The organism is Leifsonia sp. 1010, assembly GCF_031455295.1.
Taxonomy (GTDB): domain Bacteria; phylum Actinomycetota; class Actinomycetes; order Actinomycetales; family Microbacteriaceae; genus Leifsonia.
This window is the reverse complement of sequence record NZ_JAVDSL010000004.1, coordinates 77,090-100,711: the sequence shown is the minus strand read 5'-3', so window position 1 is coordinate 100,711 and position 23,622 is coordinate 77,090. Positions and strand designations below refer to the sequence as shown.

Genomic DNA, 23,622 nt, shown 5'->3' with positions numbered 1-23,622 from the left:
CGATCTATTCGGTCATACCCGGTACCGACCCTAGGGTCTAGATTTCAGGAGTTGCCGCCTTGGGCCACGGGGATGCCGGGCAGCCGAGATACCCTCCTCGTTCGCCACTTCGCCGTGCAGTGACTTTACAGATCGCGTTCCTTCGCCGGCTCTATTCGTCCTTAGCCGGTACTGGAGTCGCGCCACTCGTGGGGCTGAAGATGCCAGGCGCAGCGGCACTAGCAGTGGTCCGCGCCTTGCGGGAAGCGGACGGCCTGGATGATTGATTTTGCCACGTCAAGCGGTGTCTCATGCTCCCAGAAGCGAAGCACAGTCCATCCCGCTTGCTGAAGCAAGATAGTCGTTTCACGGTCACGCTCTACGTTTCGGTCCAGCTTCGGCGTCCAATAATCTGCGTTTGACTTAGGTCTAGTCGCGTGAGCCGGGCAGCCGTGCCAAAAGCACCCGTCGATGAAGACGCAAAGCTTCTGGCGCGTAAAGACAATGTCCGCGCGTCGTCGGCCGCCAATTGGAGCGTAATCGACGCGGTAGCGGAGACCGTCGGCGTGCAGCAGTCTTCGGACGGCAAGTTCCGGTAACGTGTCGCGTCCCCGGTTCGCCTGCATTGAGCGACGGGAGCCCGGAGACGACGCCCAGGACATGTCAGAGAACGTTAGAGAGTTGCCGCCCGATGGCGGCGCCGAGCGGGATCGGGACGGCATTGCCAATCTGCTTAGCGATCGCAGTGCGCGAGCCTACGAAGCGGTGATTATCGGGGAACCCCTGAAGCAGGGCCGCTTCGTAGTGCGTGATTGCGCGGTGCACTTCAGGATCGGGATGAAGGTATCGGCCCTTCTCCGGCTTGAAGAACTCAGTCCTAATCGTCACCGATGGCCGGTTCCAATGCAGGCGTCCCATCACGTCCGCGGAGCCCGTGCGGTGCTTCTTCCAGCATTCGGCCAACAGCGTATCCGGCAGGTCGAATCGATTACCGCCTTCTGGAATTTCGCGGAATCGTCTCTTGGAAAGGTCTGAGTACTCGCGACTCCAGTGCATCTGCCGAGGTGTAAAAGAACCCGCGTACTCCCGGCCTCCGAACTCGAATCTCCAACGGCTGAATTCCTCGTCCATATCCGGGGCGAGCGGCACAGGATTCAGCGCATCCGCCACCGTCTTGTGCTTCGGGAGCGCACGACCGTCTGCCGAATGCGTCGGATCCGGCCATCCGGGGAACGCGACGTCACGGCGCCAGCCGATAACGACGGCCCGTTTCCGAGCCTGCGGGGCACCGAAATCCGCAGCGTTGAGGACTCGGTGTTCGAATTGATAGTCGGCGAGCGATCCTCCAAGACGGGTCGCTGTCGTAAAGTCCTCGAACTGACGCGATTTAGCGAAGGCCGCAACGTTCTCCACGACGAAATAGCGGGGCTTGGCTCGCACGATCGTCTCGGCGTACTCCTGCCACAGGAAATTACGCTGGTCTTCCACATCCTGCTTACCGAGAGTCGAGAAGCCTTGGCACGGAGGGCCCCCCACGATGACATCAACTTCAGGGACGTCCTCTTCAGCGAGCCAATCCTGGATCGGGCCAGCATATGTGAGCCCTCGGCCGAACGTCGCCTCGTAAGAGGCCGCGGCTGCCTTGTCCATCTCCACAGCGCGGACGGTGCTGAAGCGCGTCGACGCTTCATGGAGCCCAGCCGAAAGGCCGCCCGCACCTGCGAACAGATCGAGCACCTTGATCCTTGTGCCAGGTGAGGGGGTCATTCCTCCAATGTTAGAGGCCTGGACTGACGTTCGAGCGCATCAGGCGAGGGCGTGCCGGCCGCACGCGGAAGAGCCCGATCAATGCGCTTGATCAGGTTACGCGGCACTTCGACGGGCCGTTTGGGACTGGAGAGCAGTTGCCACGCTATTGCGAACGGAGTGCGGTTGAAGTGCGCTGCGATGGCCCGCACAGTGCGCCGATCTCGGTACATCTCGAGAATTCGCTCCCGGTCGTCGGGCGTGTACGGCATGCCGTGCATTGCGGCAAGTCTCTGGTCGTCGATGTCGTCGCCTTCGAGGTCGAGCACTAGTGCACAGAGGCGCATCGCGACATCGCGCTGCTCCATGTCCAGCGTCGTCGCGATCGCATCTATATTGGTGCGGCCGCGGTACATCGCCACGATCTCTCGGTCGCCGGGGTGAACGTCCAGAGGTGGGAGCCGTTCGCGGGCCGCCTCCGTCTCGTTGACGTTAGGCTGCGGCGAAGCGGCAAGCTCGCCCGACTCCCTCTCGTGCTCGCCGATATCGACTTCGGCAACCGACTCTTCAGGCGGCGAGAAGGGTTCGTTGACCTGTGATGGACCAGTTGCGCCGTCTTCCGGGCGCTCGACGCTCGAGACCGGCACGACTAGCTCTGCGGTTTCCATCTCCCAACCGGCACTATCGTCGAGCTCTTCCGCCGGTTCGGGTGGAACTTGTCCACGATGGCCTAGGTGTGCCCAACGCAGTTCGATGGACGGCGGGGCGGGGCGTGGGCCGGCCATGATGTTGGGACGCGGTTCCGTGTCCGCCGGGACGGCCTCGGGCTTCGGCCAGTTCGCGAGCGGGTCGTATGCGTTCTCGCTGAGCTGCGCAAGTAGCGCGGCGGACGCGATCGTCTGCCACGCGTCGATCTGATTTTTGGTCACCTGGTTGAGTCGGGACTTCGTGAAGTTGCTCTCGAGGAGCAGGTACACGAGTGTCGGGATGATTGCGGAATTCTCGCCGCCCAGGGCGGAACGGTACCCGAGGTTGAAACGCAACACGCGCCTGTCGTGGTGCATCTCGAAAAGGCGGTCCTCGGGCAGCATCCTCCACTCGATCCGGATGGGCTCCTCGTCCCTCTCACCCAACTCATCTCTGACCGCCTCCACGACGCGGTCCGGCAAACCCGACTCGATCGGTGCCGCGGGCTTGACGGCCTGTTTCTTCACATTCGAGATGCGATACGTCTCCACGGCGTCATCGCGGAACCGGTCGAGCGTCACACCGCTCGCGTTAGTCGCCGCTTCGAGCGCCGCCGTGAACTCCGGCGTGGCAGTAACCCCGCTCTTCTCATGCCGTAGACGGAGGTGGCGTTCCAGCGGTTTGGTCAAGTTCATCCGCATGCGGGCAAGGCGGAGTCGCTTGTCGTCCTGGCGCACGTCAAGCCAGCCGCCGGCCTGAAGAAGCCGGTCGTTGCGATAAACGTAGATCCCCTGCCACTCCACCGGGTTCCGCCCGAGCAGCCAAGCAGATGGCGAGTCCGACCTCGGCGGCAGAATGAAGCATTCAGCGTCGAGCCGTGCGCCGTCGCTGGTCGTCGCCGAGATCGTCGTCGGGTAGCGGGCGTCGCCCGAGAGGTTGAATTGGAACGGATCGCGCGGTTCCACGGTTCGCGGGAATCCCGGAGCTCCTAGGCGGTAGTCCCAAGTGTCTATTGCGATCCGGACACCGCGCTCCTGGATGAGGCGATGGAACGTTAGACCAAGGGTTTGCATCAACGACGTGATCGTCCGCTCGAGCCAGCTGCGGCGTTCGGCTCGCAGTTGTGACTGGTTGATGGTCTCGAGGTCGCGCCACTCAACGACGGTGCCCGTGCTGGCCGGGCCGCGGTCGTCCCAGTCGTAGCCGTTGCGCGCGGCGATGTCGTCCAGAACCTCACCGGTGAACGATCCGCGATGGATTCGCATCGCACAGGGATCCGCGGAGGAGTGCTGCGAATAGACGGTGAGCGTGAGCGCCTGGCTAAGCGAAGCGGCCTTCAACCCGATACCGAAATGTCCTAGGGCTCCGTCCTCCTGTTCTCTTTGCTTCCCCAGCGTCATGGCGTCCTGAAGACGGGCTGGCGTCATGCCGTCGCCATCGTCCCGGATGCGAACGGCCACGAGTCGATCGTCGTCCGTGACGAATCGGATCCGAACGTTCTCTGCTCTCGCATCAACGGAGTTGTCGATAATGTCCGCGACTGCCGTCGCTAGAGTGTGGCCCCGACCGATTGCGTCAGTGATGCTTTCGTCCGGTGGCAGCGTGACGGTGCGCCTGACATCGTCGCCAGACGTTGATTCGCGCAGGACCATTTTCTCAGGGTATCGACCGAGTCATCGTTTGGAGGGCTCGCCGTGCCATGTGAGAATCTCGCGGAAGAGCGTCTGTGTCACGGCGCAGTTGAATATCGAACGCTATGGTTGAGCCGATCCCGACTGATGTCGGCCGTTCCACTCAAGTGCCGAAGCTGGGTGATCGAATATCAGCATGATGGGCCACGAGTCGAGGAGGACAAATCGATGAGCGGTGAAAGCGCGCAGCGCTCGCGATTGAGCGGAGACGATGTCGAGGCCTATTTTCGCGCGGGCTTCTTCAGCCGCCGCAAGGTTCTGGACTCTCCGGAGGCATACATCGAATTCAACCCCGAGCAGGAATGGATTCGTCTTCGGACACCGGCAGCTGAGACCGCGCCCGAACTCAGTGGCTTCGAACGCATCACTGTAGACGTGGTTGACGAGCTCGGCGCGGGAGTTTGGGCCGAGCTGCGAGTCGACGCGCGAGAGATGCATTACGAGGCCTACCTGGTTCTCGCATCCGTGGTCGACCTGATGCGTGGCGGCCTGAGCTTCGCCGCGGCGATTCCGGAAGGAGTCGATTCGTTCCGCGAACTGCTCAGAACGAAGCAGAAGCTCTCGGATGAGGCCCAGATCGGACTCTTGGGGGAGCTTCTTCTGGCAGAGCACTCCCTACGCACCCTGTCTGCGGACGACGTCATGAGCGCATGGCTCGGACCTGATAGAGAGGAGCACGACTTCGTCTTCCTCAGTTTCGACGCCGAGGTGAAGACCACGCGCAGTGAACAGCGCATTCACCTAATCAATTCCGTCACCCAACTAGAGCCGACGCCTGGCAGGCCTCTTTATATGCTTTCGATCCAGGTCACTGCGGCAGGCGGGGCGAAGCAAGGTAGCACGCTCGGTGAGCACATCGCCGCGATCCGGCGCCTCTTAGATCGCCGACTCATCCGGGCTTTTGAGAGTCGACTCGAATCGCTGGGATGGCGAGAATCCGATGCGGATGAATATCCGAAGCAATGGGTGCTTCGTACCCCGCCGAGAGCCTACCTGGTCGATGACTGTTTCCCCGCGATCACGAGCTCCCGTCTGCAAAAGGCCGTCCCCCAACCAGCGCTTGTCGGTAGCGTTCAATATCGTGTAGATGTGACTACCGTCGAAGGATCCATCGCGCCCGAGCCCGTGGCTTCGTTCACCCGATTGGTTGCGGAAGCGTGACCGCGGCCGAGATCTTGAGAGCCGCAACCAAAGGTGCGCTAGAGGGAATGAAGGGGCTAGGACCGCGAGGCCTCCTGGACGAGGTGAATCGGAATCTCGGATTCGCCGACGAGCAGCCCGTGACCGAAAGCGAACTGCTCGAGCTTCTGTTCGCGGAGGGAGAGCCTCAGTCCACCGCATTTCACCTTCAGCTCGGCGCGTGGGATCTAGTCGAAGAGGGCCGGTGGATATCCGACACGAAGCCGCTGACCGACGAGCGTCGCACTCTCGTTCTCTCGAAGCTTGCGTTCTCCGAGCTGGCCGCAGCGGTGGTCAACGAGACTTTCCCGCCGAACAAGGCCAAGAATGTCTTCATCGAGGACGCCGACTGGGAGCCCTGGTATACAGCGGGAGTTCGTCAGGCGCACTCGTTCTACTGGGACGCATATCGGACGGTGTTGGAGAAATCGCTGCCGGCGACTTCGATCCAAAACATCGACGAGACCACGAATCGGATCATCAGTCGACTTTCCGACCCGTGTTCGGGGACTCCTTACCAAGCAAAGGGCCTCGTGGTGGGCCACGTCCAAAGTGGCAAGACGGCGAACTTCACCGGCGTGATCGCCAAAGCCATGGACGCCGGTTACCGGCTCATCATCGTGCTGACCGGTACCTACGACATCCTTCGTGATCAGACGCAGCGCCGGCTGGACAAGGAGCTTGTGGGCCGAGAGAACATTCTCGGCGGCATCGAAGAGGGAGACGTTTCTCAGGCGGTCAACGTCGACTATTGGCGCAGCGACGACCAGGATTGGCACAGCGACAAGTTCGTCCGACATGGCGCGCAATTCTGGGCGACGGGCGGCATTCCGCGCATACGGCGCCTAACCACTTCCACCGATGACTATAAGGCTCTCAAGCAAGGACTCCCGGCGCTCGATTTTCGTGCTGGCAACGAGTTGAAGTTCCCGAACAAGGGAGTCTGGGCGCCCGAGAACCTCTTCACAACAGACGTCCGCCTGATGGTCATCAAGAAGAACTCGTCAGTGCTGGCCAAGATTCTGGGCGACCTGAAGAAGATTCATGCCGACCTTGGCGAAATACCCACCTTGATTCTTGACGATGAGGCGGATCTCGCCTCGGTGAACACCACGCAGCTCGGCAAGGTGGACGCCGAGGGAAAGCGGGAGCGCACAGCGATCAACAAGCGACTCTCCGAACTTCTCGACCTGTTGAAGCGTGCGCAGTACGTCGGTTACACCGCGACCCCGTTCGCCAACGTCTTCGTTGATCCTGACGACGTGTCAGACATCTTCCCAAGGGATTTCGTCTACTCGTTAGAGCCCAGCAACGAGTACATGGGCGGAGCAGCGTTCCATGACCTCGACGGCTTGCCCGATGACGTCTCGCCCACACCCGCGCTCTCGAATAAGGCGGCGTTCGTGCGCGAACTCGACCGCCAGCCAGACGAGGACGCGGACCTTATGAAGGCGATCGATGCCTTCGTGCTGACGGGTGCCATCAAGCTGTGGCGCGAGGCTAACCCGGACCACAACACGGTCAACGCCAAGCCGGTGTCGTATTACCACCACACGATGCTCGTGCACGAATCGGTAACCCAGCAAGCCCACGCCGAGATGGCGAGGCGGATCGACACCATCTGGAATGCCGCGGGCTACAGCATGCCATCCGCAAACGCGCGGCTGCGAGAGTTGTTCGAGAGTGACTTCCTGCCAGTATGGCAATCTCGGCGGGGGACAGGTGAGTGGGGCGCCGTCGTCATGCCGGACGACTTCGCGGACCTGATTCAACACCTCGGGCGTGCCGTTGATCGGATAACGTCACAGGGATCCCCGGTCGTCGTTGTCAACGGAGACACCAATTCGGATTACCAGAAGCTGAATTTCCAGGCCGGCCGTGTCTGGCGAATCCTTGTCGGCGGAGCGAAGCTGAGCCGTGGATTCACGGTCGAAGAGCTCACGATCACCTACTATCGGCGACGTTCTCAAGCGGCCGACAGTCTCATGCAGATGGGACGGTGGTTCGGTTATCGTCGTGGATACCGCGACCTGGTCCGGCTGTTCATCGCCACTCAAGCCAAGGACCCTAAGGGGAAGAGTTTCAACCTCTACGCGGCGTTCGAGGCGATCCTCAGAGACGAGCGGGATTTCCGGGATCAGCTGCTCAAGTTCTCGCTGATCCGCCAGGACGACCGTCCAGTGGTCCGACCGATCGACATCCCGCCGCTAGTATTCCAATCACTTCCGTGGCTTCGCCCCTCAGCAAGAAACAAAATGTACAACGCTGAGCTGGCGTTCGAGGGTGACGGCGGCGTCGTCAAGGACTTCCCGCGCCAGCCCGATAGGAACAAGCGTGTCAACGCCGCACATTTCGCGCTTGTGAAGCCTTGGGCCGAGCAATTGAGTACCCCCGACTCGACGCTCGAGTTCACCTACCGGCTCGCGAACCCCGATGTGGACGACAACCAGCAGGACCTCGTCGACGCCAACTCGTCGGTACGAAGCTTCAAAGCCTGGGCGGTGGTCGCAGACGCGGAGGACGTCCGCGAGCGGCTTTCCGGTTTCAGGTGGGCGAAGGACTACACGTTCGAGCCGACCCTCCACCTAATGGACATGGCGATCGCCGAGGGAACACTAAGCGAATGGGTTATCTTGACCCCGGATCTGACCCCGTACCGCGCGATAGTGGATGGTGTGAGCGTGCCGCTCCTGCAGCGCAGCCGGCGCGAAGATCGGCCCGGGTTCTCAGGCAGCTCCTTCCGCCAGCGCCACGCGCTCCAACACATCGCGGGGAACCCTCGTGCCCGTTACGGCGGCCCCGAGGCAGAACGGCTGATGGGTGACGGCACGCGAGGGGCGATGTTGCTCACCTTCTCCCCGGATCTCGATTTTTCGACGGTTCGAGAGGAGGACCGGAAGGGCGCAGTCAGAGATGCGTTGGAAGGTGGGTCGCTTGCCGCGAACGACATCGCTAGCCTCTTCTCTCTCGTGTTTCCCTACCACTCCGCGCCGGCGGGTCGGGTTGGTTTCAGAGTGCGTCGAAACGACCTTCAAGACATGGCGGTTGTCGACAAGGACTAAGCGGCTGCGGTTTCCGGCTAAGGATCCGAGACCGTTGCGATGCAAGCCGACACCGGCTTGCTTCAGCGGTCGGGACGGAGATCCGACGATGAGCAGCCAGGAGCAGCACTCGCTGCACGGGATAGAGCGATGGTCGACCCTGCTCGGAAGTAGTTCGAATAGCGGCCGATGGATCGCTGACGAGACAATACGAATGGGGTCGCTGTCAAGGATTGCAGCTCCAATTGCATATTGGCCGACGACCAAACTTGCCAACAATCGCGTGAGTTCCCACGAGGTCGCGGTCACCTCCCGGAGCGTAAGGACCGCGGAATTCCGCGGATTTTACCGTCGCAAGGACAGTGCTTAGAGGACGGTCGCAAGTTCGAGTCCCCAGTTCGGCCCATGCTCCCTTTACCCTCGCCCACCCACCCACCGCTCGATCCTCCGGTGGTCCGGCGTGAACCCGTGCTCCACTCCCCACAGCACCGCCTGCGTCCGGCTGCTCGCCCCGATCTTGCGGTAGACGCTGCGGATGTGCGACTTGACCGTGTTCGGGCTGAGGTAGGTGAGCTCGGCGACCGCCGCGTTGCTCTTGCCCTGCGTGATGAGGGCAAGGATCTCGGACTCGCGGTCCGTGATGCCCACCTCCTTGCCGGGCCAGTCGAGTTCCTCGGCGCTGTGGGCGCGGGCGGGGGAGTCACTCACGACGACCTGTCCGGAGTTCACCGCTTCTAGGGCGGCGACCAGCTCTGAGGCTGTGAGGGTCTTCGAGAGGTAGCCGTGGACGCCCTGCGCGCTGGCGCTCTCGATGAGCTCGGGATGGAAGTTCCACGTGTAGACGACGACGTGGCGGGCTCGGGGGTTCCGTACGAGCTCGCCGATCTGCGCGTGACCGGACTCGGGCTGGGCGAACGCGTCGTACAGGACGACGTCGATCGGCTCATCCAGCGGGGCGTTCGCGTCGATCTCTGCGACGACCAACCGGTCGCGGAAGTCATCCAGCATGTGCGCGAGACCCAGCAGCACGACGTCGTAGTCGTCCACAAGGGCGATCGTGAACGGCTTCGTCGCTACGTCCGGGGCTGCCGACATGGCCGCACATTACACCCCTAGGGGTGAGGCGCTGCATCCTCGCTGGTGGTTGCGTGGAGCCATCAACCCCCGACCAGAAAGGGTCATCTGATGAATATCCTGCTCATCGTCATCGCTGTGATCGCCATCATCCTCCTGCTCACGGGAGGGTTCGTCTCGTCGCTGAACTTCCTGCTCTGGGTCGGGATCGTGCTCCTCGTCATCGCGGCCATCGTCTTCCTCGTCCGGATGCTCACGGGAAGCCGGCGCGTCTGACCCAACCCACCCAGGCGGTGCGGGGGAGGAGCGGTCGACCGCTTCCTCCCCGGCCACCGCATCCAGCTCGCCGCCGAAAACGCGGGCGCCGTCAGGTGTCTGAGCGCCGCCGCCGGCGCACCAGCGCGACGATGATGAGCGCGACACCAGCGATGAGCACGATGGGGCCGATGGTGCCCCACACCGGCGATCCGCTCATGACGGAGCCGCCGAGCACGTTCAACCCCTGAAGCGTCCACAGCAGTCCGATGAGGACGAGCACGATGCCGATGACGAGGAACAGCCACTTCGTTTTCACGATGCGAGGCTACGTCTCCTGTCGCGATCTGTGGGTGCTCCGCCCGAATCCCGAGACGCTCAGTCGTGAGGAGGGCGACGCAGCCGCTTGATGTCCGTGCGCCGCTTCTTCGCATCCAGGCGCCGTTCCCTGGCGCCACGACTCGGCCTCGTCGGTCGTCGCGGTGCCGCGGGCGGCCGAAGGGCGTCGGCCACGATGTCGGCCAGCCGAGCGCGCGCGGCCTCCCTGTTGCGCAGCTGTGCGCGCTGCTCGGATGCGGCGATCGTCAGCTTTCCGTCGACGAGGCGACCGCCCAGACGCTCGAGGAGCCGCTCGCGCTGCGCGGCCGAGAGGACGGCGGAACCCGCCACATCCCACACGAGTTCCACCCGGGAGTCGGCCGTGTTCACCCCCTGCCCGCCGGGGCCCGACGACCGCGAGAACCGCCACGACAGCTCGGACTCGGGGATGGTGAGTCCCGAGTCGACCGTGAGGCCGGGGCGGTGAGGGGCGGGCATGAGTCCATCATCCCGCGCTCCCGCTAGCTGGGCCGGAATCGCAGCGCGGTCACCCCTGACCGGAACTCCTGGCGATCCACGAGGTCCAGCTGGATGCGCTCGCGCAGACCCGCAAGCAGCGTAGGCCCGTGCCCGGCGACGATGGGATGCACGACGAGCACGTATTCGTCGATCAGTCCCAGATCCGCCAGCGCGCGGGGGAGCGTGACCCCGCCCACGAACAGGCCATCACCGGGCTGCTGCTTGAGCCGTTCCACCGCTTGCCCCACGTCGCCCTGCAGCAATTCGGCGTTCCAGTCGACCTCGGTCAGCGTGCTCGACACGACGTGCTTCTTCGCGTCATCGATGGCCTCGGCGAAGGGGAGCTGCGAGTCGTCCATCCACTCGGGCCAGGTGCCGGAGGCCGGGCGCCGCCACGCCGACTCCATCATCCCGTAGGTCACCCGCCCGAAGATCAGGGCGTCGGCCCGCTCCATCTCGGCGGTCCAGAAACGCATCGAGTCCTCGTCGGGCGGAAGCCCTGCCTCGTGATGGCAGCAGCCGTCGAGGGTGACGTTGATGGCGTAGCGAAGCGGTCTCATCCGTTCTCCCTTGATGTACGAGGCGCATTCCCTCTGGACCCTACCCGCCGGCGGCGCTAGGCGAGCCCACGGGTCGGGGCCCGAGCCAGCGTTATTGGTGTTCCGGCAGGAGCGGCGTCGACCAGCCGGGATCGTGCCCCAGCTGTGCGGCGCGCGCGACCGAGGTCGCGCCGAAGCGGTCGCGCACGGCGTCGAGCACGGTGTCGAGACGCGCGCCGTCATCCCAGTCGATGGGCAACTCGGGCTGGAAGGTGTCCGATCGGCCCAAATGCGAGAGCGAGATGCCGATGAGGGTGATGCCCCGCTCGGCGATCTCGGGCTGGACCGCGTCGAGCAGGCTGCGCGCCACGGTCAGCAGCACCGAGGTGCGGTCGGACGGGAACCCGAGCGTGCGCGATCGCGTGGCGCGGGTGAAGTCGCCGAAGCGCAGCCGCAGCACGATCGTGCGACACGTGCGATCCCCATCCCGCAGTCGTCGCGCCAGGCGGTCGATGATCTGGGTCAGAATGAGGTCGAGATCCTCCGAGGTGCGCGGGCGGCTTCCCAGAGCGCGCTGCGATCCGATGGAGCCGCGGTGTTTTGTCGCGTTGACCGGGCGGGGGTCGCGCAGCCGGGCCAGGGCGTGCAGGTGCGCACCGGCCGCCCTGCCGAGCAGGCGCTCGGCGGTGGCTTCCTCGAGTTCGGCGAGTTGACCGACGGTGCGGATGCCGAGACGGTGGAGCTTCTCGGCGGTGACGGCGCCGACGCCCCAGAGACGTTCCACGGGGAGGGGGAGCAAGAACTCGTGCTCGCGGTCGGGTTCGACCAGGATGAGCCCGTCGGGCTTGCTCACGGCGCTTGCGACTTTGGCGAGGAACTTCGTCCGCGCGATCCCGACCGAGATGGCGAGGCCGACCTCCGCGCGAACGCGCTCCCGCAGGCGCGTCGCAATCTGCTCGGGTGTGCCGGCGATGCGTCGGAGCCCACCGACTTCGAGGAAGGCCTCGTCGATCGACAGCCCCTCCACGATCGGGGTCGTGTCGCGGAAGATCGCGAACACGTCCTTGCTCGCGGCGGAGTACGCATCCATCCGGGGCGGGACGACGACGGCCTCCGGGCACAGGTCGCGAGCCTGGCGACCGCCCATCGCGGTGCGCACCCCGCGCGCCTTCGCCTCGTAGCTCGCCGCAAGCACGACCCCGCCGCCGACGATGACCGGGCGGCCGCGGAGCTCGGGCGCATCCCGCTGCTCCACCGAGGCGTAAAAGGCGTCGAGATCGGCGTGCAGCACGGTCGCCTCGCCCCGCATGCCGGCCTCCGATCCCTCGAACGTGTGTTCAGAGGAATCGTCGCAGGGACCGCGGACATCGGAGATGCGCGGCGTACTACGTCCTCCGGGTTCCCGGGGAATCAGGCATCGGAGGCGGAGCGATGAGCTTGCAAGACGACTTTGGGCCAAAGTGGTCTACGTGACTATCTCCGAAGACGAATCAGCGTCGATCGTTCCCATTTGGCCTGCTTTCGTCGTCCCTGTCCTGTCTGTACTTGCCCGCGGGGAGACGATGCATCGCCGAGAACTCACCGACGCGGCAGCCGATGTCGCTGGGCTGAGCCCCGAAGCCCGGGAGGAAACTCTTACGTCAGGCGGATACCGCTATGCGCATCGGATCGGCTGGGCACTCAGCCACTTGTCCAAGGCTGGCTGGGTGGATCGGCCGTCCCGTGGGCACTACGCCATCAACGAAGAGGGCAGGCGAGCACTCCACGACAACCCTGGCGGGTTCGACTATGCGCGGGCTCGTCAAGCCTTCGCTCCCTTCTGGCCGGACCCGGTACGGCGGACGACGGATCGCCCGGACGGTGACGAGCGGATGGTGTCTGATCCCGACATCCTCGACCCCGTCGAGCAGATCGAAGACGGCATCAACCGGATCGAGCGGGAGGTCGGCGAGGAACTTCTCTCGCGCTTGCGGGAGAGCCATCCCGACTTCTTCGAGCAGGCGGTCGTCGACCTCTTGCTTGCCATGGGCTACGGAGGGGCGGAACAACGCGGCAAACGCATCGGCGGCCCTAACGACGAGGGCGTCGACGGCATCATCGACCAGGATGCTCTCGGACTCGACCGGATCTATGTCCAGGCCAAGCGGTACAAGGACGGCAACAACATCGGGCGCGAAACGATCCAGGCTTTCGTGGGTGCGCTCCACGGCTTCGGCGCGAGCCGGGGGGTGTTTTTGACGACGAGTTCATTCACGCCCGGCGCAGTGGACTACGCACGAAACGTCCAGTCGCGCGTGATCCTGATCGACGGCCAGCGGCTCGTCGGCCTGATGATCAAGTACCGCGTCGGCGTGCAGGTCAAACGCACTTATGCGTCCGTGGAGATCGACGCCGACTTCTTCGACGAATAATCGCCCCGGGTCCAGCACAGCCCGCGTTCGGTCGTCGCCCTCACGGCAGATACCGCAGCCACTCCTGCCGCGACAGCCGTATCCGGCGTCCGTGGTGGTCGACGATCCACTCGGTCAGGGTCGACGAGATGTAGACCGCGATGATGGTCTCGGCCGTCCACTCCTCGCGTCCGCGCGTCCACCGGATCAGATGGAACTCGGCCCCGCGGCGGGGCGTCAGCCCGATGGGCAGATCGATGTAGGTCACGTCCGCTCCTTCCCCGAACCCATGCCGGCCGGAGGGCCCGAACCGCCGACCGGCATGAGAGTCGCATCACTACACCGAGGACGCTAAGGCGCGGGGGAGCCGGCGGCGTCACCCGAACGGGGTGACCTTATGCAGGTGTTTAGCGGGTGACGAGTGCAGGCGTCAGCGCTCGTCGACCACGGCCAGCGGCTCGAGCAGGCCCAGCTCCGCCGCACGGTCGACCGCGGCCGCGCGCGACTGCACATCGAGCTTGCGGTAGATGCGCGCGATGTGGGTCTTCACGGTGTTCAGGGACACGTAGCCGCGGGCGGCGATCTCGGCGTTGGAGAGGCGCGTCGGCAGGTAGGCGAGGATGGCCAGCTCGCGAGGAGTGAGCGGGTCCGGCAGCTCGTGCGCGCGCGAAATGACGGCCAGCCCCGCGAGCCGGATCACCTCGCGACGGAAGGCGTCGGGAGCACCGGGCAGTTCTTCGATCAGCCCGGCAACGGGACGGCCGGCACGCACGAAGACGTCGATCAGGCCCTCCGGCTCGGCGACGGACAGCGCACGCGCCAGGTGGAGCTCGGAGCCTGCGCGGTCGCCGGACGCGGCCAAGAACCATCCCTGTGCGACGTCGCGCTCGACGCGCTCCACGATCGAGGCCGAAGGTGCGGCGGGCGGCAGTTCCTCTAGGCGACGTCCGGCACCCGCGACGTCGCCCCGCGCCAGACGTCCGACGATCTCCTCGAAGGTGACCGGCGACCACGCGGCCGGAGAGTCGTGCGCCGGCTCCGACTGGCCGGCGAGGCGGGCGCGGCGGAGGCGCAGCGCATCCAGTTCCACCTGCACGATCGGCGGTGCCTCGGTGACGGGATCGGCGACTTCGGGCTCCGCACCGGCCGGCAGCCCCAGCCGCTCGGCCAGCACGGCCAGCCACAGCAGCTGCAGCCGGGCGTTCCACGAGGCGCGCAGCACACCCTCCCGCAGGGACAGGGCGCCGAAACCTGGCCGCCCACGCCGGACGGCGACGAGCGCGAGCGCGATGTGCGCATCCCCGGTGGCGGGATGGTCGAGCAGCGCCGACTCCTCGGCCAGGCGCAGCGCTTCATCGGCCCGGACGGCGGCGCGCACGAGCCGCCCGCTGAAGGCGTCGGCCACGGCCAGACTCCCGAGCGCGTGGATGCGGTACGGCGTGTACTGCCCGCCCGCCGAGTTCAGCATCCGCTCGATCCACTCCTGCGACTCGTCCAGGTTGCCGAGGAACAGCTGCGCACGACCGGCAGCGACGAGCGAGACGGCCAGCAGGAGGTCGCGGCGGTTCAGTTGCAGGAGGTCGGGCAGGACGAGGTCCGGGTCGGCGAGGAGGAGCGCGACGGCGCTCGCCGCCTCCTCGTATGCGGTCTCCGCGGGCGGGTTGAACTGCACGGTGACGCCCAGCCAGGCCATCGCCACGGCGCGACGGCCGGGGTCGACGTCCGGCCGCGCGGCGACGCTGCGGAGGAACTCGGCGGCCTCCCGGGCGCGTCCGGTCATGCCGTACGTGATCGCGTAGATGATCTCCGCATCCACCGAGGTCCGTCGGATGTCGTCCGGCACCGTCCCGAGCCAGCGCGCCACGGTCGCGACGTAGCCGCGCTCGAACACCTCCCGGCCGGAGGTGACGATCAGGTCCATCGCGTCGTCCCAGGCCTGGGCGCGCAGGAGCGCCTCGACGGCCGTCGCGGTGTCGCCGCGCCCGCGCGACCACTCGGCGACGCGCACCAGCAGGGTCCGCTCGAGGCCGGGATGCTCCGCCCGGAGGCGCATCCGCATCAGCTTCCGGAACAGGGCATGGAAGGCGAACCAGCCCGGCTTCTCGGGAAGCGCGGAGAGGAACATCGACTCCCGCTCGAGCCGGCCCAGCAGGTCGACGCCGAGATCCGCCTCGGTGAGGATGGGCACAAGGTCGGGATGCAGTTCGTCGGCGACGGACAGCCGCAGCAGGGCCTCCCTCCGCTCGGGCGATTGCGCGTCGAGCACCTCCTCGCCCAGATAGTCGACGATCAGGCGGTCGGACTCCGCGAGGCTCGCCACCAGATCCTCGCCGGGCCGTGACCGCAGGGTGAGACCTGCGAGCTGGACGCCCGCGGCCCAGCCGTCGGTGTGCTGGCGGACGGTCGCCGCGGTGCGGAGGTCGACCGCGGAGCCGGTGAGCCGCGCGAGGAGGTCTTCCGTCTCGTCGTCCGCGAACGTCAGCTGGTGCTGCCGGATCTCGACGAGCGCGTGCTGCAGGCGGTGGTGGGTCAGCCGCATCCCCGCGTCCGAGCGGGAGGCGAGCACGAGGTGGGCGTTCGGCGGGAGGCGGTCGGCCAGGTTCGACAGGTCGTCCACGAGTTCGGGCAGGAGCACGTGGACGTCGTCGATGACGATCACGATCTCGACATCCGCTTCCGCCAGGGCGCCGACGAGCGCCTCCAGGTAGCTCTCGCCGAGCCCGCCGGTCGCCTCGGCAGCCGGGCGCACCTCGGCCACGGCGGGATGCGCGGCGGTGAGGCCGGCGGCTAGGCGGCGCGCGAAATGCGTGACGTCGCGGTCGGCTCGCGTGGCGTGGAACCAGGCGACGGCGAGATCGGGGCGCGAGGCCGTCCATTGGGACAGCAGCACCGTCTTGCCCGACCCCGCGGGGGCGATGATGACGGTCAACGGACCGCGGACGCCGACATCCAGCAACTCGAACAGCGCGGGGCGGTCGACCGCGTGCACGGGTGCGGGGCGATGGTCTGGCATCGAGGCGGCTCCGGTCGGCGCATGTCGGGTCGGCGCTAGACGAAAATCATCCCACACGGGTGACGACCAGAGAGTGCTCGACCGCGAAGATGACGGCCCCTCCTGCATTTCCAGGATACCGGTCGGGTGGGGGCTTGCGGCAAGGGCCGCCTCATCCACCAGAATTGCTGGTCGCGCGTGAAATCGTGACGCGCAGTGGCTGTGAGGATGGGGAGACGCATGGGTTCTGACGTGTTCGATGTGATCATCAGCGGGGGCGGCCCGACCGGGATGATGCTGGCCGGCGAACTGCGCCTGCACGGGGTGGAGGTGCTGGTGCTGGAGCGGGACGTGGAGCCGACGACCGCGGTCCGGTCGCTCGGTCTGCACCCGCGCAGCATCGAGATCATGGACTCGCGCGGTCTGCTCGACCGCTTCCTCGCGGCGGGAACGAAATACCCGGGAGGCGGGCGGTTCGCCGGCATCCCGAGCCCGCGGCCGGTGCACCTAGACACGTCGCACGACTACATCCTCGGGATGCCGCAGCCGGTTACGGACCGGATCATCGCGGAGCGCGCGGCCGAGTTGGGGGCGCAGATCCGCAGGGGTGTGGAGGTTGTCGGACTTTCGCAGACCGCCGACGAGGTGAGCGTCGAACTCGCATCCGGTGAGTGGGTGCGCGGGCGCTGGCTGGTCGGCTGCGACGGCGGCCGCAGCCTGGTGCGGCGGACGCTCGGGATCGACTTCCCCGGCGAGGCGGCGACCACCGAGTGGATCCTCGGCGAGGTTCAGGCGACCGCGTCGGCGGAGGAGATCGCCGCCGTCTCCGAGGAGGTGCGGAAGACGCACCGCGGCTTCGGGATCGGGCCCAACGGCGAGGGGCTGTACCGGGCGGTCGTTCCCGCCGCATCCGTGTCGGAGGATCGGTCGGTGCCGCCGACGCTCGACGAGTTCCGGACGCAGCTGCGGGCGTACGCGGGGACCGATTTCGGCATCCACTCGCCGCGCTCGATCACGCGGTTCACGGACGCGACGCGGCTCGCCGAGCGGTACCGCGTCGGGCGGGTGCTGATCGCGGGAGACGCCGCGCACATCCACCCGCCGCTCGGAGGGCAGGGACTGAACCTCGGCATCCATGACGCCTTCAACCTCGGCTGGAAGCTCGCCGCGGAGGTCGGGGGATGGGCGCCCGACGGGCTGCTCGACACCTACTTCGGCGAGCGGCACCCGGCGGCCGAGGACGTGCTGACGATCACGCGGGCGCAGAGCGAGCTGATCTCGCCGGAGCCCGGGCCGCAGGCGGTGCGGCGGCTGCTGACCGAGCTCATGGACGTTGACGGGGTGGGGGAGTTCTTCGGCGCGAAGGTCGCCGGGATCGCGGTGCGGTACGACGTGGGGGAGGTGGACGCGGGCTCGGACGCGGGCGGGCTGCTCGGGCGGCGGCTGCGCGACGTCCGGCTGTCGCGCGGACGACTGTACGAGCACCTCCACGACGGACGCGGGCTGCTGCTCGACCAGACGGGAACGCTCAGCGTCGGAGGATGGGCGGGTCGGGTCGATCTCGTGTCGGACGTCAGTGACGAGCTGGATGTGCCGGCGGTACTGCTGCGGCCAGACGGGCACGTGGTGTGGGTCGGGAGCTCGCAGGAGGAGCTGGAGGTGCGGCTGGCGCGTTGGTTCGGGGTCGCGAGTCGTCCGTGACCGTCTCCGTGCGCCTCGAAATGGGGTGTGGCCCGAGCGGGACTGGCGACCCGCGGGTGTGGGAGGCTGTCCTCCGCGCCTCGGTGGGAGGCCGGGATGGGGGACACGCGTGACCGACGCGACAGACGACCGAACTCAGCCGCGATACGGGGAGCTGGCGCCCGCGGAGCCGGCCGCTGGGGAGCCGACGGCCGCGGTGCCCGCGGAGGCGCCTGCGGCGGACTCGGAGACGGACGCGCCGGCGGATGCCGCCGCGGCTTCCGCGGCCGAGTACCCGTCGGCGGAGTCCCTCGCGCCCGGCGGACCGCTCACTCAGCAGGAGCGTGTCGGCCGGGGCCTCGCGCTGGCGCTCGTCATCATCCCGGCCGGGGTGATCGCGTGGACCATCCTGTGGAACATCGGCTTCATCGCCTCCATCGTCTCGTGGGGTGTCGCGGCGGGAGCCGTGTGGTTGTATCGCGCCGGGTCGAAGGCGCGCGTCACGCGCGGCGCCTTCTGGGGGCTCGTCGCGATTGTGGTCGTGACCGTGGTGCTCAGCCTGCTCGCCGGGATCTTCACCGACCTCGTCAGCGCGGTCGGCATCCCGCTGACCCAGGCGCTCACCGACGCGGACTTCTGGGCGCTGTTCGCGGACAACATCTTCAACAACGGCGAGCTGTGGCAGGCGTACCTGCCGCAGGTGGTGCTGGCCCTCGCGTTCGCGTTCCTCGGCTGCTTCTGGACCATGCGGCGTCTCGCCCGCGAGTCCCGCGCCTGACGCCTCCCGCCGCTCCACCCCCACCGTCGAGTCCGCAAACTTTGCACGAGACGCGCCGGGCGCGCGTCAAGTTTGTGCGGACTCGACGGTGGGGGAGGCGGGGTTAGGAGGTGGGGAGGGTCAGTTCGGCGAGGAGGAGTTCGTCGGCGCCATCGGTCCACGTTGTGGTGCGGGCGATGCGGAAGCCGGCGGACTCCACGGTGTCGGCGAGGTGCTCGACCGAGTCGAACGGGGCGTGGTCGATGAACGCCTGCGGCGGGGCGGAGCGGTGCTTCGACGGATCGAAGGTGAGGAACGTCGCCGTCACGGCACGGCCGCCCGGGCGGAGGACGCGCGCCCACTCGGCGATCGCGGCGACGGGATGCGGGAACAGCTGGAGCCCGGTGACGCACGTCACGAGGTCGAAGGTGCCGTCGCCGAGCGGCAGGCGGGTCGCATCCGCCTCGAGGAGGTCGGCGTCGGGGAGGTGTCGGCGGGCCTCGGCGATCATGCGCGGGGAGAGGTCCACGCCGGTGGCGCTGCCCGTGTAGCCGCGGTCGCGGAGGGCGCGGAGCACCAGGCCGGTGCCGGTGGCCACGTCGAGCACCGCATCCACCCCGTTCAGGTCGGCGAAGGCCGCGACCGCGGCGGCGAGGTCGCGGTGCATGGCGCTCTCGTCGTAGGTAGGCGCACGGTCGTCGAAGCGTTCGCGCACGGCCCGGAGGTGTTCGGCGGCGGTCCCAGGATCATCGGTCACAGCATCATCGGCCACAGCATCATCGGTCACGGCGGCCAGCGTACCGAGGTCCGGAGCGGCGAGGCAGGGCCGGACAAGAATTAGCGGCGGCCGGCTCACCCGAAAAAGCCGACCGCCGCGCACCGGGAACGCAGTACAGCTGCCCGCCCCCTGCGGTCCAGCCTGCCATCCGTTGCTTAGTGCACACAGTAAAGGGCTTTCCTGCGTTGTCAACGGGTCTGCGGCTATGAATTGCCGATGTTCATCTCCAGTTCACGCACCGTGCGCGCGATAGCCTCCGGCGCCTCCCACGCGGTGAAGTGGCCACCGTGTTCCAGGCGCTCGAACGAACGGATGTCGGTGTAGCTCTTCTCGGCGAGCGACCGCGGGTAAGCGGCCTCATGGCGCTGGATGATGATCGCGGCGGGCACCTCGACCAGCGGGTGGAGGTCGTCGTCATCGGGCGGCTCGCGGTAGGGGCGGAAGCTCGTTCCGATGGACCGCGTGACCCAGTACAGCGCAACGTTGGTGAGCACGTCATCCACATCAAAGCGCTCCAGCCCCTCGCCGTCACTCCACGCGGCCACCTTCTCGGCGATCCAGGCGAGCAGACCGCTGGGGGAGTCGATCAGGGCGGCGGCGAGCGTGTCGGGACGCGTGCCCTGAATGTGCGCGTATCCCGATTCTTCGGGGCGGTGGACCGCCTGCAGGAACTCCGTCTCCTCGTCGGTCAACTCGACGCCCGGGCGGGTGCGTGCCGAGAAGGACGCGTGCGGGGCGATGATCCCGGCGACCGACTCGGGATGCGTTCCCGCCAGCCAGTCGCTCACCCCGGCGCCGACATCCTCGCCGTAGGTCAGATACCGGTCGTAGCCCAGCTCGGAGGTCATCAGCGTGTTCCAGCGCCGAGCGACGCCCTGGGAGGAGAACGGCTCGGGCAGCACCCCCGAGTAGCCGTACCCGGGCAAGGACGGAACCACCACGTCACGATCTTCGGCGAGCAGGTCGGCGAGATTGAGCATCGATGCGAAGGAGTAGGGCCAGCCGTGCGTGAGGACGATCGGGAGGCCGGACGGGCGACGGGCTGGAAGGCGCACGACGTGCACATCCGAGCCCTCGAGCTGCACCATCCGCTGCTCGTACCCGTCGACCCGCCGCTCGAACGCGCGCCAGTCGTATCCCGTCCGCCAGCGGTCGACGAGCGCCGCCAGCACGCGCGGCGGGATGCCGTTCGACCACTCAGGGCCCGGCGTCGGATCGGGCAGGATCGTCGCCTCCAGCCGGCGTCGGAGGTCGTCGAGCACGGTCTGCGGCACCTCGATGCGGAACTCCATGGGCCGAACGTAGTCGCTGCCACCGACACCGGCCAGGGCGCGGACGCAACCCCCGGCGGACCGTCGGTGGCCGGGCGTAACCTGGACGCATGGCCCGCAACCGCGACGACATCCGTCGCGCGCCTCGGGAGTCCGACCCGCTCGTCGAGGCCGCGCGTTACCGCCTGCGACGAGACGCGGAGGCGCGCGGAGAGCCGGTGGAAGAGGCCAATCCCGGCCAGCCCACCATGGAGCAGCGCGCGCAGATCGTGGAGACCTCGATCCAGCAGGCGATCCGCCGCGGCGACTTCGACAACCTGCCCGGCGCGGGCAAGCCGCTGCCCGGGCTCACCGGGACGCACGATCCGGACTGGTGGATCCGCCGCAAGATCGAGCGCGAGCAGCTGACCGGACTCGGGCCGCCGGCGCTGCTGCTGCGCACGGAGGACGCGGAGCTCGACGACAAACTCGACCGGCTCGCGTCGGAGAGCACCGTGCGCGAGCACCTCGAGAGCTTCAACCGGCGCGTGATCGAGGCGCGTCGGCAGCTGCAGGGCGGACCGCCCGTGATCACGCGCACCCGCGACGTCGATGAGGAGGTCGCCCGGTGGCGGCAGCGACGCGACGAGCGCATCCGCGAGGCCGATGCCAGGCGGCGGGCCGAGCAGGAGGCGTACGCGGCGCTCAGCTGGCGCGAGCGGCGGCGGCTGCGGCGCGGCCGCTGAGGGCCGCATCCACTCTTACCCATCCACTTGACGCGACACGCCGTCGACGCCGTGGCCCCGACGGCGTGTTGCGTCACCTGGGTGGATAGAGGCGGGCCGCTAGTCCGTCAGGTGCTGGTGCGGCTTGGTGAAGTGGATGCTGTCCGCCGTCACCCCGACGAGCCCCAGTGTGACGCGCAGCAGCTGGGGAGGCAGGCCGTCCGCCGGGGGAGGGGTGGACGCGCCGAGGGTCAGGGTCTTGCCGTCGGGGCCGGTCGCGGTCACCGAGTCGAGGTAGACCTGCACGTTGCCGCGCAGCGCCATCTGGTCGGCGGTGGTCGCGAGCTTGGGGCCGGTCTCCTTGCGGACGGTGAGGCTGAAGCCGTCGATGGTGATGCTGTCTGCCGAGATCTTGAGCACGGGGATGCGGCTGCCGTCGGCGAGCGGGACCGTGACGACGCTGATGCCCTTGAGCCCCGAGAACGACAGCGAGCTGCTGCCCAGCTGCGCGGGCGGCTGGGTGAAGACCGGGGCGGTCGCGTCCGGGCCCGCCGGGGCGGCGGGGGTCGCCGGAGTCGTCGGCGTCGGGGTGGGGGAGCCGGGGGCGGTCGGCGCGCCCGGAGCGCCGGGGATCGGCAGCGTGGGGACGCCCGGGATGCCGGTGCCGGTCGGCGTGGGCGTCGGGGTCGGCGTCGGCGAGCTGCACGGCATGATGATCGGGATGCACAGCGCGGCGGGAGCCGCGGTCGGCACACGCGCCGCGCCGAGGCCCGCGAGGGCGGCGGCGATGCACGCGACCAGGGCACCCGCGACGACGCCGGAGCGGCCCCGCCTCATGCGATCGTGCCTTCGGTGGGTGATGCGGCAGGCGAAGCGGTCGGTGTGGCGGCGGCCGGGCCTGCGGCATGCGCGTCGTCGTCCGCCTCGGCGCCCGCCGCATCCGTCTCGGCCTTCTTTGGCATCCATGCCACGGTGAGGATGCCTCCGATGCTGCTCAGCAGCATCCCGATGAAGAACCCGCCGAGGTTGACGCCGACCAGCGAGTAGACGGCGACCGCCAGCGCGATGACGCCGTAGAAGATGCGGTGCGCCGGCATCGCGATCACCAGGATGCCGAGCAGCACGAGCAGGATCGGGATGATTGTCGCCTGCAGCCCCTCGATGCCGAGCTGCACGTGGATCTTGCCGATGTCGAGCTGCCCCGAGAAGAACATCTCGACGCCGCCGATCGCGGTCAGCAGACCGCCGACGAAGGGGCGGCTGCGGCGCCACGCGCGGAACCGCGCGCGGGCGCTCGGGGCCGTCGTCGCCTCGTCGGTCGCGATCGGGCCGTTCGCGTGCGCGCGGGCCACGATCAGAAGCATCCCTTCGAGCCGTCGGTCAGCTCGACGTGCATGCCGCTGAGGGTGAAGACGGAGGCCTGGGTGCTCCACGCGGTCTGCTGGAGGTTCGTGATCGTGACCGTGTCCGCGTCCTGCGCGAAGTCGCCGGCGGAACCCTTGGCCGTGGTGTTCACGGTGGAGGCGTCGACGCCGATGCGGATGTTGTGGAACTCGGAGTCGCCCTTCAGGTCGGTCATGCCGATCTGCAGGTCGGAGGCCGAGGCCGGGTTCCCGCCGCCGCCCGCGGTGATCAGCATCCCGACCTTGCCGAGCGGGGTGTCGGTGACGACGGCCTGGCAGAGGTCGGAGAGCGTGGCCGACTTGATGTTCGCGATGGCGACCTGGTGCTCCTTGCCCGCGGTGTCGGGCGCGACGCCGGCGTACTGCGAGAAGCCGGTGCCGTCGAGCTTGGTGGCGCTGATCTGGAACTGGCTGCCGGAGACGGCGAAGGAGACGGGGACGGCGCCCTGGGCGACGCCGGTCATCAGCACGGTGGAGACGACGGCGACAGGGACGGCGGCGAGCACGATCCGTCCGGCATGCGACCCGGCGAGCTTTCGGAACTTCATCGATCCTCCTGTTCGGGGGACTTGACAGCGTCGGCGCAGTCAGGCCCAGATGCGAGCTTAGACGTTATTGA

Annotated in this window: 22 protein-coding genes; 7 read left to right on the top strand and 15 right to left on the bottom strand. The window is 67.2% G+C overall.

Annotated elements, in window-relative coordinates:
• Positions 1 to 218: 218 nt before the first annotated feature.
• The 3 genes from J2Y42_RS16210 to J2Y42_RS16200 are packed head-to-tail and all read right to left on the bottom strand — an operon-like array spanning position 219 to position 4,064.
• Positions 219 to 641: a very short patch repair endonuclease gene (locus J2Y42_RS16210; RefSeq protein WP_396427169.1), complete on the bottom strand. Its 423-nt coding sequence runs from the start codon at positions 639 to 641 to the stop codon at positions 219 to 221.
• Position 642: 1 nt separating this feature from the next.
• On the bottom strand, positions 643 to 1,716 hold the full coding sequence (locus tag J2Y42_RS16205; protein ID WP_309860536.1) for a DNA cytosine methyltransferase: 1,074 nt from the start codon (positions 1,714 to 1,716) through the stop codon (positions 643 to 645).
• A 26-nt stretch (positions 1,717 to 1,742) separates the two neighbouring features.
• Positions 1,743 to 4,064, bottom strand: coding sequence for an ATP-binding protein (locus J2Y42_RS16200; protein ID WP_309860534.1), 2,322 nt, complete (start codon positions 4,062 to 4,064; stop codon positions 1,743 to 1,745).
• Positions 4,065 to 4,223: 159 nt separating this feature from the next.
• Between J2Y42_RS16200 and J2Y42_RS16195 the strand changes: the two genes are divergently transcribed.
• Both J2Y42_RS16195 and J2Y42_RS16190 read left to right on the top strand, forming a co-directional pair.
• Positions 4,224 to 5,264 (top strand): PD-(D/E)XK motif protein, encoded by a 1,041-nt coding sequence (locus J2Y42_RS16195; RefSeq protein WP_309860532.1) that lies wholly within the window; start codon positions 4,224 to 4,226, stop codon positions 5,262 to 5,264.
• 119 nt (positions 5,265 to 5,383) lie between these two features.
• On the top strand, positions 5,384 to 8,344 hold the full coding sequence (locus tag J2Y42_RS16190; RefSeq protein WP_309860530.1) for a Z1 domain-containing protein: 2,961 nt from the start codon (positions 5,384 to 5,386) through the stop codon (positions 8,342 to 8,344).
• Between the two features lie 393 nt (positions 8,345 to 8,737).
• On the opposite strand, the gene J2Y42_RS16185 is transcribed toward J2Y42_RS16190, so the two are convergent.
• On the bottom strand, positions 8,738 to 9,418 hold the full coding sequence (locus J2Y42_RS16185; RefSeq protein WP_309860528.1) for a response regulator transcription factor: 681 nt from the start codon (positions 9,416 to 9,418) through the stop codon (positions 8,738 to 8,740).
• 90 nt (positions 9,419 to 9,508) lie between these two features.
• Between J2Y42_RS16185 and J2Y42_RS16180 the strand changes: the two genes are divergently transcribed.
• Entirely contained in the window at positions 9,509 to 9,673 is a 165-nt protein-coding gene (locus tag J2Y42_RS16180; protein ID WP_309860526.1) for a hypothetical protein, read from the top strand.
• A 91-nt stretch (positions 9,674 to 9,764) separates the two neighbouring features.
• On the opposite strand, the gene J2Y42_RS16175 is transcribed toward J2Y42_RS16180, so the two are convergent.
• The 4 genes from J2Y42_RS16175 to dinB all read right to left on the bottom strand — a co-directional run bounded on the left by J2Y42_RS16175 (position 9,765) and on the right by dinB (position 12,337).
• The gene (locus J2Y42_RS16175; protein WP_309860524.1) at positions 9,765 to 9,971 is read right to left on the bottom strand and encodes a hypothetical protein; all 207 of its coding nucleotides are present in this window, start codon (positions 9,969 to 9,971) and stop codon (positions 9,765 to 9,767) included.
• 59 nt (positions 9,972 to 10,030) lie between these two features.
• Entirely contained in the window at positions 10,031 to 10,468 is a 438-nt protein-coding gene (arfB, locus tag J2Y42_RS16170; protein ID WP_309860522.1) for an alternative ribosome rescue aminoacyl-tRNA hydrolase ArfB, read from the bottom strand.
• Positions 10,469 to 10,491: 23 nt separating this feature from the next.
• The gene (locus J2Y42_RS16165) at positions 10,492 to 11,049 is read right to left on the bottom strand and encodes a dihydrofolate reductase family protein (RefSeq protein WP_309860520.1); all 558 of its coding nucleotides are present in this window, start codon (positions 11,047 to 11,049) and stop codon (positions 10,492 to 10,494) included.
• A gap of 91 nt (positions 11,050 to 11,140) precedes the next feature.
• Entirely contained in the window at positions 11,141 to 12,337 is a 1,197-nt protein-coding gene (dinB, locus tag J2Y42_RS16160; protein ID WP_309860518.1) for a DNA polymerase IV, read from the bottom strand.
• 160 nt (positions 12,338 to 12,497) lie between these two features.
• On the opposite strand from dinB, the gene J2Y42_RS16155 reads away from it, so the two are divergent.
• Entirely contained in the window at positions 12,498 to 13,439 is a 942-nt protein-coding gene (locus J2Y42_RS16155) for a restriction endonuclease (protein ID WP_309860517.1), read from the top strand.
• A gap of 40 nt (positions 13,440 to 13,479) precedes the next feature.
• Here J2Y42_RS16155 and J2Y42_RS16150 read toward each other — a convergent pair whose 3' ends face one another.
• Both J2Y42_RS16150 and J2Y42_RS16145 read right to left on the bottom strand, forming a co-directional pair.
• Complete coding sequence (locus J2Y42_RS16150) at positions 13,480 to 13,686, bottom strand: hypothetical protein (RefSeq protein WP_018191719.1); 207 nt, start codon at positions 13,684 to 13,686, stop codon at positions 13,480 to 13,482.
• A 162-nt stretch (positions 13,687 to 13,848) separates the two neighbouring features.
• Positions 13,849 to 16,431 (bottom strand): LuxR C-terminal-related transcriptional regulator, encoded by a 2,583-nt coding sequence (locus J2Y42_RS16145; RefSeq protein WP_309860514.1) that lies wholly within the window; start codon positions 16,429 to 16,431, stop codon positions 13,849 to 13,851.
• Between the two features lie 219 nt (positions 16,432 to 16,650).
• On the opposite strand from J2Y42_RS16145, the gene J2Y42_RS16140 reads away from it, so the two are divergent.
• Both J2Y42_RS16140 and J2Y42_RS16135 read left to right on the top strand, forming a co-directional pair.
• Positions 16,651 to 18,111 carry an FAD-dependent monooxygenase gene (locus J2Y42_RS16140; protein WP_309860513.1) on the top strand — a complete coding sequence of 487 codons (1,461 nt, stop codon included), beginning with the start codon at positions 16,651 to 16,653 and terminating at the stop codon, positions 18,109 to 18,111.
• A gap of 109 nt (positions 18,112 to 18,220) precedes the next feature.
• Complete coding sequence (locus tag J2Y42_RS16135; RefSeq protein WP_309860511.1) at positions 18,221 to 18,868, top strand: hypothetical protein; 648 nt, start codon at positions 18,221 to 18,223, stop codon at positions 18,866 to 18,868.
• 103 nt (positions 18,869 to 18,971) lie between these two features.
• On the opposite strand, the gene J2Y42_RS16130 is transcribed toward J2Y42_RS16135, so the two are convergent.
• Both J2Y42_RS16130 and J2Y42_RS16125 read right to left on the bottom strand, forming a co-directional pair.
• On the bottom strand, positions 18,972 to 19,634 hold the full coding sequence (locus J2Y42_RS16130) for a methyltransferase domain-containing protein (RefSeq protein WP_309860509.1): 663 nt from the start codon (positions 19,632 to 19,634) through the stop codon (positions 18,972 to 18,974).
• 194 nt (positions 19,635 to 19,828) lie between these two features.
• Positions 19,829 to 20,917 carry an epoxide hydrolase gene (locus J2Y42_RS16125; protein WP_309860507.1) on the bottom strand — a complete coding sequence of 363 codons (1,089 nt, stop codon included), beginning with the start codon at positions 20,915 to 20,917 and terminating at the stop codon, positions 19,829 to 19,831.
• An 89-nt stretch (positions 20,918 to 21,006) separates the two neighbouring features.
• On the opposite strand from J2Y42_RS16125, the gene J2Y42_RS16120 reads away from it, so the two are divergent.
• Complete coding sequence (locus J2Y42_RS16120; RefSeq protein ID WP_309860505.1) at positions 21,007 to 21,621, top strand: DUF1992 domain-containing protein; 615 nt, start codon at positions 21,007 to 21,009, stop codon at positions 21,619 to 21,621.
• Positions 21,622 to 21,720: 99 nt separating this feature from the next.
• Here J2Y42_RS16120 and J2Y42_RS16115 read toward each other — a convergent pair whose 3' ends face one another.
• Genes J2Y42_RS16115 through J2Y42_RS16105 form a run of 3 tightly spaced genes read right to left on the bottom strand, consistent with a single transcriptional unit; the run spans position 21,721 to position 23,551 of the window.
• Entirely contained in the window at positions 21,721 to 22,437 is a 717-nt protein-coding gene (locus J2Y42_RS16115) for a hypothetical protein (protein ID WP_309860503.1), read from the bottom strand.
• Positions 22,434 to 22,964 carry a DUF6114 domain-containing protein gene (locus J2Y42_RS16110; protein ID WP_309860501.1) on the bottom strand — a complete coding sequence of 177 codons (531 nt, stop codon included), beginning with the start codon at positions 22,962 to 22,964 and terminating at the stop codon, positions 22,434 to 22,436. The genes J2Y42_RS16115 and J2Y42_RS16110 overlap by 4 nt, the downstream gene beginning before the upstream one ends.
• Positions 22,955 to 23,551 (bottom strand): DUF6230 family protein, encoded by a 597-nt coding sequence (locus tag J2Y42_RS16105; RefSeq protein WP_018191711.1) that lies wholly within the window; start codon positions 23,549 to 23,551, stop codon positions 22,955 to 22,957. Before J2Y42_RS16105 ends, J2Y42_RS16110 begins: the two co-directional genes overlap by 10 nt.
• Positions 23,552 to 23,622: the final 71 nt, after the last annotated feature.